This window comes from Vibrio sp. 10N.247.311.49 (genome assembly GCF_041467655.1).
GTDB lineage: Bacteria > Pseudomonadota > Gammaproteobacteria > Enterobacterales > Vibrionaceae > Vibrio > Vibrio crassostreae_C.
This window is the reverse complement of the sequence record NZ_JBFSVA010000005.1, coordinates 219468-234567: the sequence shown is the minus strand read 5'-3', so window position 1 is coordinate 234567 and position 15100 is coordinate 219468. Positions and strand designations below refer to the sequence as shown.

Below are 15100 nucleotides of genomic sequence, written 5' to 3'. Positions count from 1 at the left end.
CATTGATATGAAAGAGTTAACTCTTTCGATTGCTTCCAGTGATATTATTATTCATGGCTCGCTATACTGCCAACCATGGTCAATTTGCTGACTTGCGATATAGTTTAGCAAGTTTTTACTTTATTAAAAGCTTATTTCATTACTTTTGTGTGAATTGTTAGCTTAGCTTGTTAACCGCTTTTTTTATATGGTTTTTATTCTTTTAGTTTGGGGTAGAATAAAGGCAATAAAAGCCGTAATCCATTAACGAGGAAGCAATGGAAACTATCGATAAAATCAAACAGCAAATTGAAGAAAACACTATTCTACTGTACATGAAAGGTTCTCCTAAGCTACCTAGCTGTGGTTTCTCTTCTCAAGCGTCTCAAGCTCTAATGGCATGTGGCGAAAAATTTGCTTACGTAGATATCCTACAAAACCCTGATATCCGTGCAGAGCTTCCTGCTTACGCACAGTGGCCAACTTTCCCACAACTTTGGGTTGAAGGTGAGCTAATCGGTGGTTGTGACATCATTCTTGAGATGTTCCAAAAAGGCGAACTTCAGCCAATCATCAAAGAAGCAGCGGCTAAAGTTGCTGGCGATGACGCTGAATAAGTTCTAGCCTTTGCGCTGAATAGTTAAAATGAGGGGCCTTAATCAGGCTCCTTTTTTGTTTGAATTGATCGAATCATTGACTCGATAAGGAATGAACAATGAACGTAAAACTTCATTATGTGCATGATCCAATGTGCAGCTGGTGTTGGGGTTACAAGCCAACACTTGAGTTATTGAAACAACAATTGCCTGCGAGCATTGAGTTTAACTATGTAGTGGGTGGTTTGGCCCCGGATTCTGATGAGCCAATGTCAGAAGAGATGAAAGGCAAGCTGCAAGCGATTTGGAAGCAGATCGAAGCTAAGTTGGGTACTGAGTTTAACCATGATTTTTGGACAGAGTGCCAACCTGTTCGCAGTACTTACCCTGCGTGCCGTGCCGTGATTGCTGCAGGTTTTCAAGACCACTACGAAGCGATGCTTGAAGCGATTCAACATGCTTACTACCTTCGTGCGATGTTGCCACATAGCCAAGACACACATTTGCAGTTGGCTGAAGAGCTAGGTATGAATGTTCAACAGTTGGAAAATGACCTTTCTAGCAAGTTATTGGAAAGTGAGTTAGATGACCAGCTAGGCTTTAAAGAAGCGATGGGTGTATTTTCTTACCCGACCTTAATGCTTGAAGTGAACGGCATCTTTAGTGAAGTTGAATTGGATTATCATTCAACGGAAGCGACGCTTAAGTCTATTCGCGAAATTTTAGTGAGTAATGCTCCCGCTGCGTAATTCAGCGAGAGTCATCTGTATTCGCAATGATTTCTAAGGCTTACTCATCAGAGTAAGCCTTTTTTGTTTGGTGTCGCTAGTTCAATGAGAGTGAGCGGAAGGAAGAGTAGAATGAATCTCAGAGACAAAAAAGACCGCACGAGGCGGTCTTTATAAAAGTAAGCGTAGGACTGTTTAACTACAGAACCTAATTACAGAACCATGGCTGCAATCCAACCGAATACGATCAGTGGGATGTTGTAGTGCAGGAACGTCGGTACTACGGTTTCCCATACGTGCTCGTGTTGACCATCAGCATTTAGACCAGACGTTGGACCTAATGTTGAGTCAGAAGCCGGAGAGCCCGCATCACCAAGTGCAGCAGCTGTACCTACTAGAGCGATTGTTGCCATTGGCGAGAAGCCAAATGCTGCTGCTAGTGGAACGTAGATAGTTGCAAGGATTGGAATCGTAGAGAACGAAGAACCAATGCCCATAGTAACCAATAGACCAACAATTAGCATAAGTAGTGCTGCTAGAGGCTTGTTGTCGCCGATGCTTGTTGAAAGTGCTTCAACCAGAGATTCAACGCCACCTGTTTGCTTCATAACTGCCGCGAAACCTGCTGCTGCAATCATGATGAAACCGATCATTGCCATCATGTGAACGCCCTTGGTGAAGACATCTTGTGTCTCTTTCCAAGCAATAACGCCACCGAAGGTAAATACCATGAAACCCGCTAGAGCACCGATGATCATAGAGCCAGTCGATAGTTGAACTGTTAGCGCTGCTACGATACCAGCTGCTGCTACTAGGATGTGCTTCTTGTTGATCTCTTTCACTTCTGTTGAAACAACAGTGTGAGAGGTTTCTTTGTATTGGCGAGGCTTACGGTAAGTAAAGAATACTGCAGTAAGAAGACCGAAGATCATGCCCGCAGCGGGTAACAACATCGCCATTGGCACTTGGCTTGCTACTACGTTTTCAAGACCATTGTCGTGAAGGTTTTTAAGCAGAATGTTGTTTAGGAAGATGCCACCAAAACCAATCGGTAGCACCATGTAAGGTGTAATCAGACCAAAAGTAAGTACACACGCAACTAGACGGCGGTCTAGGTTCATTTTTGCGAATACGCCTAGTAGAGGTGGGATTAAGATTGGGATGAAGGCGATATGTACTGGAATCACGTTTTGCGAAGACATGGTCACTAAGATCAACGACGCAAGCATGCCGTATTTAAGACCAGTCGATGCCGCACTGTTCTCTTTGCCGTGAATGCGTTTGATAACACTTTGAGCAAGGAGATCTGTGATACCAGAACGTGAGATAGCAACAGCGAATGTACCAAGCATAGCGTAGCTAAGTGCAATCGTTGCACCGCCGCCTAATCCACTTTCGAAAGCCGCGACTGCGTCGTTCAAGCTCATACCAGAGGCTACGCCACCGATAATTGCACTGAACGTCAGAGCAACGACTACGTTTACGCGCATCAAAGCTAAAACAAGCATGATGCAAACTGAAATTACAACAGGATTCATATTATTCTCGGGATGTTGTGTTTTTTATGAAGGCAATACGAAAAAACGTTTACCGACTCTATTTTTTATTCTTCGTCAACAAGAGGCCAACCACCAAGGGCTTTCCATTTGTTTACAATGCCGCAAAATAACTCTGTGGTTTTTTGCGTATCATACAAAGCAGAGTGTGCTTCTTTGTTGTCAAATTCCATCCCTGCAGTGCGGCAAGCTTTAGCCAAAACGGTTTGACCGTAGGCAAGACCACTAAGAGCTGCAGTGTCAAAAGTAGCAAATGGATGGAAAGGGACGCGTTTAAGCTTACAGCGCTCACTTGCCGCATTAACGAAGTTCAAATCGAATGTAGCGTTGTGAGCAACCATGATTGCGCGACTGCAATCTGAAGCTTTTTGTTCTTTTCTCACTAGCTTGTAGATTTCTTTAAGGGCTTCTTGTTCCGACACAGCACCACGTAATGGGCTAAATGGGTCTTTAATTCCGTTAAAGTCTAATGCTGCCCGCTCTATATTTGCGCCTTCAAAAGGCTCAATGTGAAAATGAAGCGTTGATGCAGGGTGCAGATCTCCGTTCTCATCCATTTTTAATGTAATGGCACAGATTTCTAATAATGCATCGGTTTCAGCGTTAAACCCTGCGGTTTCCACGTCGATGACCACTGGAAAATAGCCGCGAAAGCGTTTTTTTAGGGTCAGAGCTTCGTTTTCTACAGTCATGTTAGCCCAAATAAGTGTGATTAAGGCTGCATTATTGCAGATAATAGCAGTGATAAAAACTAGGGAAGGGCAATAAATCTTAAATTACCTAACCCATTGCGGCTTGATAATTGCATATTTAAACGTGAGAGAAAAATGCGGCAATTGGCTGCATTGTTAAACGAATTGCTTAAGAGATACTCCACTTTATGAAGAAACAACTCATAACAGGTTCAATGCTATTTTCGCTACTTGTGTCGTCATCGGTCATGGCACAAGAAAAGCGTTACGGAGCATCTCCTCAACAGTCGACATGGGAGATGGTAGCCAACACGCCACTTGAATGTCGCTTGGTCCACCCAATTCCAAACTTTGGTGATGCTGAGTTCTCATCTCGCGCGAGTAAAAAAATCATTTTGGACTTTGAGCTTAAAATGCGCCGTCCAATGGGTGCGACGCGCAATGTAAGCTTGATCTCTATGCCGCCACCTTGGCGTCCGGGTGAAAGTGCTGATCGTATGACAACCATTAAGTTCTTCCAGCAATTTGACGGCTATGTCGGCGGTCAAACAGCTTGGGGCATCTTGAGTGAGTTGGAGAAAGGGCGTTATCCGACATTCAGCTACCAAGAGTGGCAGAGCCGAGATCAACGTATCGAAGTGTCGTTGTCGTCGGTGTTGTTCCAAGAAAAATACAATGTGTTCAGTGACTGTGTTGCTAACCTGCTGCCTTACAGCTTTGAAGATATCTCTTTCACTATTTTGCATTACGACCGCAACAGCGACCAGCTGAACAAGTCGTCGCGCAAAAGGCTGAGCCAGATTGCCGATTACGTTCGCTATAACCAAGACATCGACCTTGTGCTGGTGGCAACGTACACCGACTCTGTCGACAGCAAAGGGATTAGCCAAAACCTTTCAGAGCGCAGAGCAGAATCGTTAAGAGAGTACTTCAAATCTCTAGGCCTGCCAGAAGATCGTATCCAAGTGCAAGGCTATGGTAAGCGTCGTCCGATTGCGGACAATAACTCGCCAATTGGTAAAGATAAGAACCGACGTGTTGTGATCTCTTTAGGTCGCACACAGGTTTAAGCTAAACAACAGCTTGTTTTGAAATGACAAAGCCCGTCTTGATGACGGGCTTTTTTATGTTTTAAATTTGGAGTCGTTGTTTTAACGGAACTTGTTTAATTCAAGCGGAAGCGGGCGATCATTTCACAGTTGGTCGCGGTATCGATCTTCTCCACCATAGAGGCAATTTTAGGGTTTGGGTGGCGTTTCATGAAATCGATCAGCGCTTTCTTACAGCAACCAATAGAATCGATAAAGCTTGAACATTGAGTATTAGGGCACTGAGGGATCAGTGTGAGTACCTTTTCAGAAGCCAGTTGAAGATACTTGAGCTCGTATTCAGTGTCGCCAGCCCAACGCCAGAATTGAGCAAGATTGTGGCAAGAAATCACCGAAATCAGTAACCGCTCATCGGCTTGAATATCGGTGCGTTCTGTAATTTCTTCACTTAAGTTCAAAGCCTGCTGATAATGAAGAATACTTCGTACAGGATCGTCGAGCTGCAATGCAGTATCGGCAAGTAACGTGTGTTTTTCCCATTCGCTAATCATTGTATTACCTCATTAATCAATAGGTGGTTAATTTAAATAATAATTATTATCATGTAAAGTTTCATCAATGAGATTGTTAAGAATAATTGGTGAAGCATATCTATTATGGGGAGAGTGATAAAAAAGAAGCGAGCATAGTGCTCGCTTCTTTTTTATTTCATCAGGCGTTCAAACTCAACTTCTCAAAGAGGTTAAGGAATTAACCTTCTAGACCTGCGCTTGCTTGTTTGTTCTGAATCAGCTCAATCATGTAGCCATCAGGATCTTTAACGAACGCAATGTGTGTAGAGCCGCCTTTAACCGGACCCGCTTCTCGCGTTACGTTGCCGCCAGCTGCTTTAATCGCATCACACGTTGTGTAGATGTCATCAACACCGATAGCAACGTGACCAAAAGCAGAGCCAAGATCGTATTCCGTGGTGCCCCAGTTGTAAGTCAGCTCAATCACTGCGCCTTGAGATTCGTCGCCAAAGCCAACGAAAGCCAGTGTGTATTCGTACTCTTTGTTTTCGTTCTTACGTAATAGCTGCATGCCCATTACATTGGTGTAGAACTCGATAGACTTGTCTAGATCACCCACGCGTAGCATGGTGTGTAAAATACGACCGTTTGACATGATTTGCTCCTAGCTTGTTATTGGTTGTTTCTTTTATAGCACTATATATGAGCAAGCTCATAAGCAACACCAAAGAGATGATGAGTTTGGTCATATTTTCTTATTCTCATCATCTATCTTACTCTCCCCCTCTACCTTTTTTCTTATTTGTATTACAAGAAATTAAAGAGCGAGGGCTTATTAATTTGTCAGTCACTAGCGCTTAATTCACAGTTTTGCATAAATAGTAAGTTTGAGTGTTGGTCTTTTTTGTAATGGCCAAGAATGGCCTTGGTTGTTGAATTGTGACTTATATCTCCATCTTGTTGCTGATTTCCTTTCGTTTTTAAAATTGGCATCTAACTTTCCATTTTATCAATTTATGATTACGTCAACATCTCCCTGTTTATAGAAAGGTTATTCCGATGTTTTACTTCGTTATTAAGGAATTTTCGATAAAATACGCCGATAACCAATGGTTTTTACGAAAGTGCAAAGGGTGTCTATTTTTTGTGCTTATCTTTTTTAAACAATAGTTTGGGCTTGTATTGTTTGTTTTATGTTTTATGTTTGATGTTTGATGTGGTTGTGTTTTCAAAGTAGTTGTCAAGTGTGTATCAAGTGTATCTTTTGCGATCTTTGCTAAATAGACAATCCTTACTATATAGTTTTTCAAGCGCATCAAATCGACTAAATATTCACTTTTGATTTGTGCGATTTTTCTATCACATAAGAATAAGTATTATTTTATTACATTAGCCTCGGCGTGAGGCATTGATGTGGAGTACTCAAATGACGAGTAAATGGTTTACACAACAAAGTTCAGATGTTTTAAACGAACTGAACGCAGATCAAACGACAGGTTTATCAACTTCTGAAGCGGATGCACGCTTAGAGAAGCACGGCACTAACGAACTGACTGCACAAGAGTCAGCTTCTGCGTGGGAACTGTATATTCATCAATATAAAAACCCACTGATTTTTATTCTAGCTGTTGGTGCAATCGTTTCTTGGTCTACTGGCCACGCGATTGATGCTATGGCTATTGCAGTGATTATCCTTATCAATACTGGTATCGCGTTCTGGCAAGAATTTAAAGCTCAGAAAGGGATGGAAGCGCTAAAAGAAATGGCAGCTCCAGAAGCCGAAGTGATGCGCGATGGTAAATGGATCAGTGTTCCAGCTAAAACCCTCGTTCCTGGTGACATCATCAAAATTAATACTGGCGATATTCTGCCTGCTGATGTTCGTATTCTTGAGTCAAACCGTCTGACGGTAGATGAGGCTGCACTGACCGGTGAGTCTGAGCCAGTGAATAAGCAGTCTGAACGCCTTGAAGATGAGACCCTTGGTCTTGGCGATCAGAAGAACATGGGCTTCATGACAACAATCGTGACTACAGGTACAGGCCTTGCTGTGGTAACAAGCACAGGTATGCAAACTGAAGTTGGTCACATCGCTGATATGATGAACCAAACGGAAGAGACGAAAACACCAATGCAAGAGCGTATGGACACCATCGCACTCGCATTATTGGTTGTTGCTCTTGTGGTTGTTGCTATTGTTTGTGCTATCGGTGTTTACCACGGTATGCCATGGTTAGAAATCCTAACAACAGGTATCTCTTTATCGGTTGCCGCTATTCCTGAAGGTTTACCAACGGTGGTTACTATCGTATTAACGATGGGCTCGACTAAGATGGTTAAGAATAATGCTTTGGCTAAACAGCTAGCAGCAATCGAAACGCTTGGTTCTACAACCGTTATCTGTTCAGATAAAACCGGTACGCTAACACAAAACCAAATGCAGGTGATGAAAGCGTACGATGTGTCTGGTCGTTACTGGGATGTGTCAGGTAAAGGTTTTGATCCTAAGGGTGAATTCATTACCAAAGGTCACAATGTCGAAGCGACAAACAGCCCTGCAATGATGAAAGGTCTTGTTGTTGCAACGCTTTGTAACGATGCTGAATATGTAAATGCTGATGGTAAATGGACGGTTCGTGGCAACCCGACAGAAGGTGCACTAATTGTTGCAGCTGCAAAAGCAGGTCTTAAACAAGATGAAATGCTATCAACGGGTGGCTACTCAATCGTTAAGAAGTTCCCGTTCGATTCTGGTCGTAAGATGGCTTCTGTTATCGTTCGTGACCCACAGGGTAAGCACTTCCTAGCATTGAAAGGTGCGCCAGATGTTGTTCTTGGTAAATCAACCAGCTTCATGGTTGACGGTGGTTTCGTACCAACGGTTGGCTGTGAAGTTTCAGGCAACTTGGCTCTCGATACCGCACCGTCTCAAGAGCTTCATTTAAACTTTGAAGCGGCAATCCAAACCTTTGGTGGTGATGCTCTGCGTACACTTGCCGTTGGTTTCCGTGAATTAAAAGAAGAAGAGCTTGAGTTAGATTTCCCTGAGCTTGAAAAAGACGTCAGCATCCTGGGTATCTATGGCATCATGGATCCACCACGCCCAGAAGTACGCGATGCAGTAAATAGCTGTTATAGCGCTGGTGTTCGTACGGTAATGATTACCGGTGACCACGCAGTCACGGCAGCAGCGATTGCTCGTGAAATCGGAATCATCCGTAGCGAAGACGATCTAGTGGTAACGGGTGCTGAGCTTGACCAAATGGATGACGAGAAGCTGTTGTCTATCTGTTCTCAGGTTGCAGTATTTGCCCGTGTTACTCCAGAGCACAAGCTGCGTATCGTAAAAGCGCAGCAAGAGAACAATGAAGTTGCCTCTATGACCGGTGACGGCGTGAACGATGCGCCAGCACTGCGTCGTGCAGACATTGGTGTTGCGATGGGTATTACAGGTACGTCTGTTGCGAAAGACTCAGGTGACCTTATCCTGTTGGATGACAACTTCAGTACTATCGTGAAGGCGGTACGTCAGGGTCGTCAAATTTTCGATAACCTACGTAAGTTTATCCGCCAAGCACTTACAGCGAACGTGGGTGAGGTTTCGGTAATCCTATTTGCATTCCTACTCATGGGACCAGATGTAGTACTTCCGCTAACTCCACTAATGATTTTATGGGTTAACCTCGTTTCTGATGGTCTACCAGCACTCGCACTCGGTGTTGAGCCAGAAGAGAAAGATCTCATGGAGCGTAAGCCAGGCAAACGTGACCAAGGCTTCTTCTCTAATGGTCTAGGCGCTCGTATCCTAACTCGTGGTCTCGCATTAGGTGGTCTAAGCTTTGTGACATTCTCTTACGCACTCGACGGTGGTTACAGTGCTCAATACGCACAAACCGTTGCGTTTTTAACACTGATCTTTGCTCAACTTTGGAGCTTGTTCGATGCACGTACGTTTACAACGATTTATCGTAAGAATCCGTTCACTAACCACTACCTACTTGGTGCGGTGGCAGTATCGGCTATCTTGTCTTTAAGCGTTGTGTACACAAGCTTCGGTCAGTTGGTATTCAGCACAGAAGCGCTAGAGTTTAATCACTTAATATCGTTAATCTTCATTGCAGCAGTACCAACATTTGTTCTATCTGCTATCAAAGAAGTGACTAAAGTGGAGTTTATCTAAGACAGACTTCTTAGCTAAATAATTGAATCCCGCCATAAAAGGCGGGATTTTTTATGCCTGTTGTCTTGGGAACGCAGAATTAGAAGTGAAAACTTATGTAGAGGCGGATTCTAGAGAGTGGCAATAAAAAAGCAGCGCTTTAAGCGCTGCCGTATTGATTAATCGTTGTGAACGGAAAGACTAATCTTCGCTCTTTTCTTTGAATTCACAGAGGTCTTCAATGATACAGCTGCCACAGCGTGGTTTACGTGCGACACAGGTGTAACGTCCATGAAGAATGAGCCAATGGTGGACATCCAGTTTGAATTCTTTTGGGATAACTTTAAGTAGTTTTGCTTCGACATCGTCGACGGTTTTACCCATCGCTAGCTTAGTGCGGTTTGATACACGATAGATGTGAGTATCAACGGCAATGGTTGGCCAACCGAATGCGGTATTTAACACTACGTTTGCTGTTTTACGACCGACACCTGGAAGGGCTTCTAATGCAGCGCGATCTTCCGGTACTTCACCATTATGTAGGTCAAGCAGCATACGACACGTTTTGATGGTGTTTTCTGCTTTTGAGTTAAATAGGCCGATGGTCTTGATATACTCTTTTAAGCCATCAACACCTAGGTCGAAAATTGCTTGCGGAGTGTTGGCTAAAGGGTACAGCTTATCCGTCGCCTTGTTCACGCTGACATCGGTTGCTTGTGCAGACAATAGAACGGCAATCAGCAGCTCGAATGGGCTGTTCCAGTTAAGCTCAGTCTCTGGCTTTGGATTGTTTTCTCTTAAACGCTCAAGTATTTCTACTCGTTTTACATTGTTCATAGCGACATTACTTTCAAATAGTTAGGGCATGAAGCTTGGATTGCTTCTGCTTTATCATCGGTTACGCGCTCTTATGAGCGTCATTATTATATGTACTGTTTAGATCTGATTTCCCCCGCTGAGTGGTTGAGCTAACTCAGCGAGGTTTAAGCTAATTTAACTTATTAGGCATTGGTAACGCGAGCGCGTTCAATGACTGGTTTTTCTTGTTTTGGTTGTCTAGATTTTGCTTGGTTATCGATGATATTTTTCAAAGCAATTAAGAAACCAACACCAATGAAGGCACCCGGTGGAAGCAGGGCTAACAAGAAGCTGTTATCAAATTGGAATATCTGGGTTCGTAACACCGAAGCCCAGTCACCAAGCAGCAGGTCTGCGCCATCAAATAGGGTCCCGTTACCAATAATCTCACGCATCGCACCTAACACGACCAATACTGATGTCATGCCTAGACCCATCCAGAAACCATCTTGAGCCGCTGGTAGCACTTCATTTTTTGAAGCGAAGGCTTCCGCACGACCAATGATGATGCAGTTGGTTACGATCAGCGGGATGAAGATACCCAAAGAGAGGTAAAGCCCATAGGCGTAAGCGTTCATCAGCAATTGAACACAGGTTACTAGCGAGGCAATGATCATTACGAATACTGGGATACGTACTTCTTTTGGCACATGATTACGAACCAAAGAAACAGAAACGTTTGAGCCGACCAGTACAAGCAAGGTAGCAATGCCTAGCCCAAGTGCGTTAGTGACTGTTGACGATACAGCCAGCAGCGGACATAACCCAAGAAGTTGCACTAGGGCAGGGTTATTGGCCCACATGCCATTTTTGATCAATGTTTTATGGTCACTCATTATTCACCACCACAATTTAGAGGTTGAGCAAGCAATGCTTGGTTGTTTTGGTTAACGTACTGGACCGCTTGTTTGACTGACTTCACGACTGCTCTTGGCGTGATAGTAGCGCCAGTAAACTGGTCAAAATCACCACCGTCTTTACGAACCTTCCAACGGTCTAGATTAGAATCCGTCACTTGCTTACCTGCAAACGAAAGAATCCAATCACTCACACGCAGATCAATCTTATCACCCAAGCCCGGAGTCTCTTGGTGAGAAAGCACGCGAGTACCTAAAATAGTACCGTCAGTTTTCATTCCAACAATGACTTTAATCGCGCCATTGTAGCCGTCTGGTGCAATCGCTTCGATCGCAATCGCGCTTGGCTCACCATTAAGCTTAGCAATGTAAGCCGGCATCGCTTGCTCAGTACCAAGCTCTTCTGCTTGAACCAAAGTACAAGACGAAAACAGCTCGTTGTCGTGCTGATCGTGTGGGATCACTTGGTTAAGAACAGACAGTAACTGAGCCTGTTCTTGTTGTTTGATCTGATCTTTGGTCAGGTAGTGAGTTACCGCGACCAAACCCGTCGAAGCACACGCAAAAATCGCGAGTACAAGGCCGTTTTTCTTAATTGCATTTAGCATGGTATCCGCTCCCTTAGTGACCGTATGTGCGAGGTTTGGTGTAGTAGTCAATCAGTGGAACACACATGTTGGCTAACAATACAGCAAACGCCACGCCATCAGGGAAACCACCCCAACTGCGGATGATAAAGACTAAACCGCCGATCAGAGCGCCAAACACTAAGCGACCTTTGACTGTCGTGGATGCTGAAACTGGGTCGGTTGCAATAAAGAATGCACCAAGCATAGTCGCGCCAGACAGAAGGTGAATGGTTGGAGAAGCGGTTTCACCAGGAGTGAGCACTAAGAACACTAAGCTAAACAGAGTAAGACTGCCGATGAAAGCCACAGGGATATACCATTGAATAACACGTTGCTTAATCAGCACTAAACCGCCGATTAGGTAAGCAAGGTTTACCCACTCCCAGCCTACGCCAGCTAACCAACTAAATTGAGGTTGAGATAGTGCTTCTGAGGCAGTATTGCCTGCCGTTAATGCCGTTTTGAATGCATCAAGCGGCGTCGCCATTGTGGTGCCATCAATGCCAAGGCGTGCTTGTTGCAGAGACAAACCTTCGTTATTGAAGCCAGTAAAGATCATCAAGAATGAGTCAATAAAGCTTGTTGCTTCTGCTGTCAGGCTCGCGGGAGCATTCCAACTGGTCATTTGAACTGGGAATGAAATCAGCAAAACAACGTAAGCGACCATCGCAGGGTTAAATGGGTTCTGCCCTAGGCCGCCGTATAAGTGTTTCGCGATAATAATAGCGAAGAACATACCAATGACGAGGATCCACCACGGAGAGTGTGGGGGAATCGCGACACTCAGTAGCCAAGCGGTTACAACAGCACTGTAATCACGCAGTGCCATTACTGGCGGGCGTTTTCTCAATAGCATGACGGCTGCTTCAAAGGTAACAGCAAGTGCAATAGCAAATACTAACTGGATGAGGGTACCCCATCCAAAGAAGTAGGTTTGAGCTAGTAGACCTGGCAATGCACAAATAGCCACCCATTTCATTAGATCTGGGGTGCTTCTACGGCTATGCGCGTGCGGTGAGCTGGCGATAAAGAAGGCCACTACTCTTTCTCCTCATTGTTCTTTTTATCTAGCTCTTGCTGGGCTTTTTTCGCTTTAGCACGAGCAATAGCGGCAGCAACAGCAGCTTTCTTCGGATCGACCTGTTCAGATTGAGTATCAGTTTCTACTTCAACTACTGGTTCAGATGTTTCTGCTTGCTTAGCTTGCTGTGCTTTTTTTGCTTTAGCACGGGCTATAGCGGCAGCAACGGCGTCTTTCTTAGCATCGCCAGAACTTCCAGCTTCAGTTTCAACTGCAGGTTCAGGAGCTTCGGTTGTTTCTTGTGTCGCTTGCTGTGCTTTCTTAGCCTTAGCGCGAGCGATGGCCGCAGCAACAGCAGCTTTCTTAGGGTCGACTTGCTCCGATTGAGTCTCGGTTTCAACTTCAACCACTGGTTCAGATGTTTCTGCTTGCTTCGCTTGCTGGGCTTTTTTGGCTTTAGCACGAGCGATAGCGGCAGTAACAGCATCTTTCTTGGCATCGCCGGATTTTTCAGCAGGAGCTTCAGCAGCAGATTCAGCTTGTTGAGCTTTCTTGGCTTTAGCACGAGCAATGGCCGCAGCGACAGCATCTTTCTTAGCATCGCCAGAGCTTTCAACAGGAGCATCCGAAGCAGATTCCGCTTGCTGTGCTTTCTTCGCTTTAGCGCGAGCAATCGCAGCAGCAACGGCGTCTTTCTTCGTATCGCCTGAGCTTTCTGCAGGAGTATCGGCTGCTGCTTGTTGTGCCTTGCGCTCTCTCGCTTGACGCTTGCGCTCTTCACGCAGTTTAGACATTTCAGAGTTGTCTGGTTCAGCGCCTTCCGCTTTTTGAGCTGCAGCTTGTTTCGCTTTTGCCTTCGCAATAGCGGCAGCAACCGCAGGTTTCACTGCTGGTTCTTCATTCGGAGCCTGATCCGCAGCGGCTTTTTGTGCTTTAACACGAGCAATCGCAGCAGCAATAGCATCATCACCGCCGGATGTTTTCATATCTTTACGGCGGTTATCTGCGGCTTTTTTAAAGCGGTTTTCACGTTCGGCTTTATCACGCTCCATACGAGCGTTCTTCTCTTCAAAACGAATCTTGGCGCGTTCTGCAGCAGCGGCTTCATCTTTTCGAGTTTTGATTTCAGCTTTTGCTTGGCGATAGTACTGAACAAGAGGGATTTCGCTTGGGCAGACAAATGCACATGCACCACATTCAATACAGTCTTTAATATTTAGCTCTTCACACTTATCCAACTCGTTGGCTTTGGCGTGCCATTGCAGTTGTTGAGGAAGTAGAGACGCAGGGCAAGCTTCAGCACATGCGCTGCAACGGATACATTCCATCTCGTAAGTGCTTGGTGAGATCTCACGACGCGTTGGCGCCAAAATACAGTTCGACGTTTTGGTGATTGGCACATTGGCATGCGGCAAGGTAAAGCCCATCATCGGGCCGCCCAAAATTAAACGCGGCAGTTTTTTATCTGCTTTGTAGCCAAACTCTTCAAGTAACTCATGTACTGGTGTGCCTAATAGCGCCCAAACGTTACGAGGTTGCTTAAAGGTTTTACCGGTTAATGTCACAACGCGGTTAACCACAGGTTCGCCGTCAATTACCGCTCGCTTAATCGAGTAAAGAGAGCCGACGTTCTGAACCAAAACACCAATATCTGCAGGTATACCACCAGCTGGAACCTCTTTATTGGTGAGGATCTTGATGAGCTGTTTCTCACCACCCGAAGGGTATTTAGTTGGGATAACTCGAATGACGATGTCTTTGTTTTTCGCTGCAACCTCAAGTGCTTTTATTGCATCAGGTTTGTTGTCTTCAATACCGATAACGGTCAGCTTTGGTCGAAGGATATGTTCAACCACTTCAATGCCTTTTAAAACTTCGTTGGCATGCTCTTGAAGCAACTTGTCATCTGAGGTGATGTAAGGTTCACACTCAGCAGCGTTGACGATCAAAATGTCGGTACGACCTAAACCTGATTGAAGCTTCTTAGCCGTAGGGAAGCCCGCGCCGCCCATGCCTGAAATACCGGCTTGGCGAATCACATCCAGCAGTTCGTCAGAGGTTTTTTTAGAAAAGTCTTCAACTGGATTTTTTTCAATCCAAGTGTCTAAGCCATCAGGTTTAATAACCACGCACATTTCGCTCAGACCTGAAGGGTGAGCGGTGGTTCTTGGTTCAATAGCGGTAATCACACCCGAAGTTGGTGCATGTACTGGCAAAGTAAAACCCGTATCTAAGGCCGTCAGTTGTTGACCTTTTAGTACGGTGTCACCAACAGCAACCAATAGGTTACCGGGCTTACCGATGTGCTGTTTCACTGGAAGAACGATTTCTTCAGGAAGCCTTGCATGGGTGATATCGGTAGTATTTGACTGTTTTTTGTTTTCAGCAGGATGCACGCCGCCCGGGAAATCCCAAATAGAGCCCGTGCGAATTTGTTCAATTAAAGAGATCATACCAACTAACC

The 15100-nt window shown here is 44.8% G+C and carries 13 protein-coding genes; 4 read left to right on the top strand and 9 right to left on the bottom strand.

The features are described 5' to 3' along the window. Positions 1 to 257 precede the first annotated feature (257 nt). Positions 258 to 596, top strand: coding sequence for a Grx4 family monothiol glutaredoxin (locus tag AB6E54_RS08040; protein WP_004741702.1), 339 nt, complete (start codon positions 258 to 260; stop codon positions 594 to 596). Between the two features lie 98 nt (positions 597 to 694). Continuing rightward, entirely contained in the window at positions 695 to 1324 is a 630-nt protein-coding gene (locus AB6E54_RS08035) for a DsbA family protein (RefSeq protein WP_372099925.1), read from the top strand. A 191-nt stretch (positions 1325 to 1515) separates the two neighbouring features. Here AB6E54_RS08035 and AB6E54_RS08030 read toward each other — a convergent pair whose 3' ends face one another. Both AB6E54_RS08030 and rnt read right to left on the bottom strand, forming a co-directional pair. Further along, positions 1516 to 2841 carry a Na+/H+ antiporter family protein gene (locus tag AB6E54_RS08030; RefSeq protein ID WP_029235135.1) on the bottom strand — a complete coding sequence of 442 codons (1326 nt, stop codon included), beginning with the start codon at positions 2839 to 2841 and terminating at the stop codon, positions 1516 to 1518. A gap of 65 nt (positions 2842 to 2906) precedes the next feature. After that, on the bottom strand, positions 2907 to 3551 hold the full coding sequence (gene rnt / locus AB6E54_RS08025) for a ribonuclease T (protein WP_372107077.1): 645 nt from the start codon (positions 3549 to 3551) through the stop codon (positions 2907 to 2909). Between the two features lie 188 nt (positions 3552 to 3739). On the opposite strand from rnt, the gene motY reads away from it, so the two are divergent. Next, positions 3740 to 4621, top strand: coding sequence for a flagellar protein MotY (motY, locus tag AB6E54_RS08020; protein ID WP_017063457.1), 882 nt, complete (start codon positions 3740 to 3742; stop codon positions 4619 to 4621). Positions 4622 to 4716: 95 nt separating this feature from the next. Here motY and AB6E54_RS08015 read toward each other — a convergent pair whose 3' ends face one another. Next, positions 4717 to 5151 carry a DUF2753 domain-containing protein gene (locus AB6E54_RS08015; protein WP_004734047.1) on the bottom strand — a complete coding sequence of 145 codons (435 nt, stop codon included), beginning with the start codon at positions 5149 to 5151 and terminating at the stop codon, positions 4717 to 4719. Positions 5152 to 5350: 199 nt separating this feature from the next. Continuing rightward, entirely contained in the window at positions 5351 to 5767 is a 417-nt protein-coding gene (gene gloA / locus AB6E54_RS08010; RefSeq protein ID WP_004734046.1) for a lactoylglutathione lyase, read from the bottom strand. A 771-nt stretch (positions 5768 to 6538) separates the two neighbouring features. Here gloA and AB6E54_RS08005 point away from each other — a divergent pair. Further along, positions 6539 to 9292, top strand: a complete 2754-nt coding sequence (locus AB6E54_RS08005) for a cation-transporting P-type ATPase (protein ID WP_017061173.1) — start codon at positions 6539 to 6541, stop codon at positions 9290 to 9292. 180 nt (positions 9293 to 9472) lie between these two features. Here AB6E54_RS08005 and nth read toward each other — a convergent pair whose 3' ends face one another. The 5 genes from nth to rsxC all read right to left on the bottom strand — a co-directional run bounded on the left by nth (position 9473) and on the right by rsxC (position 15089). Beyond that, the gene (gene nth / locus AB6E54_RS08000; RefSeq protein ID WP_017061172.1) at positions 9473 to 10108 is read right to left on the bottom strand and encodes an endonuclease III; all 636 of its coding nucleotides are present in this window, start codon (positions 10106 to 10108) and stop codon (positions 9473 to 9475) included. A gap of 164 nt (positions 10109 to 10272) precedes the next feature. After that, complete coding sequence (locus AB6E54_RS07995; protein WP_372107075.1) at positions 10273 to 10965, bottom strand: electron transport complex subunit E; 693 nt, start codon at positions 10963 to 10965, stop codon at positions 10273 to 10275. Then, positions 10965 to 11594, bottom strand: a complete 630-nt coding sequence (rsxG, locus tag AB6E54_RS07990; protein ID WP_017061171.1) for an electron transport complex subunit RsxG — start codon at positions 11592 to 11594, stop codon at positions 10965 to 10967. Before rsxG ends, AB6E54_RS07995 begins: the two co-directional genes overlap by 1 nt. A 13-nt stretch (positions 11595 to 11607) precedes the next feature. Continuing rightward, the gene (rsxD, locus tag AB6E54_RS07985) at positions 11608 to 12654 is read right to left on the bottom strand and encodes an electron transport complex subunit RsxD (protein ID WP_017063459.1); all 1047 of its coding nucleotides are present in this window, start codon (positions 12652 to 12654) and stop codon (positions 11608 to 11610) included. Next, positions 12654 to 15089 carry an electron transport complex subunit RsxC gene (rsxC, locus tag AB6E54_RS07980; RefSeq protein WP_372107073.1) on the bottom strand — a complete coding sequence of 812 codons (2436 nt, stop codon included), beginning with the start codon at positions 15087 to 15089 and terminating at the stop codon, positions 12654 to 12656. Before rsxC ends, rsxD begins: the two co-directional genes overlap by 1 nt. Positions 15090 to 15100: the final 11 nt, after the last annotated feature.

Excerpts from the sequence above, each read along its gene's own strand:
- AB6E54_RS07995 (WP_372107075.1), bottom strand. The coding sequence starts at position 10,965 with ATGAGTGACCATAAAACATTGATCAAAAATGGCATGTGGGCCAATAAC.
- rnt (WP_372107077.1), bottom strand. The coding sequence starts at position 3,551 with ATGACTGTAGAAAACGAAGCTCTGACCCTAAAAAAACGCTTTCGCGGC.
- AB6E54_RS08015 (WP_004734047.1), bottom strand. The coding sequence starts at position 5,151 with ATGATTAGCGAATGGGAAAAACACACGTTACTTGCCGATACTGCATTG.
- rsxG (WP_017061171.1), bottom strand. The coding sequence starts at position 11,594 with ATGCTAAATGCAATTAAGAAAAACGGCCTTGTACTCGCGATTTTTGCG.
- AB6E54_RS08035 (WP_372099925.1), top strand. The coding sequence starts at position 695 with ATGAACGTAAAACTTCATTATGTGCATGATCCAATGTGCAGCTGGTGT.
- rsxC (WP_372107073.1), bottom strand. The coding sequence starts at position 15,089 with ATGATCTCTTTAATTGAACAAATTCGCACGGGCTCTATTTGGGATTTC.
- motY (WP_017063457.1), top strand. The coding sequence starts at position 3,740 with ATGAAGAAACAACTCATAACAGGTTCAATGCTATTTTCGCTACTTGTG.
- AB6E54_RS08030 (WP_029235135.1), bottom strand. The coding sequence starts at position 2,841 with ATGAATCCTGTTGTAATTTCAGTTTGCATCATGCTTGTTTTAGCTTTG.
- AB6E54_RS08005 (WP_017061173.1), top strand. The coding sequence starts at position 6,539 with ATGACGAGTAAATGGTTTACACAACAAAGTTCAGATGTTTTAAACGAA.
- nth (WP_017061172.1), bottom strand. The coding sequence starts at position 10,108 with ATGAACAATGTAAAACGAGTAGAAATACTTGAGCGTTTAAGAGAAAAC.
- gloA (WP_004734046.1), bottom strand. The coding sequence starts at position 5,767 with ATGTCAAACGGTCGTATTTTACACACCATGCTACGCGTGGGTGATCTA.
- AB6E54_RS08040 (WP_004741702.1), top strand. The coding sequence starts at position 258 with ATGGAAACTATCGATAAAATCAAACAGCAAATTGAAGAAAACACTATT.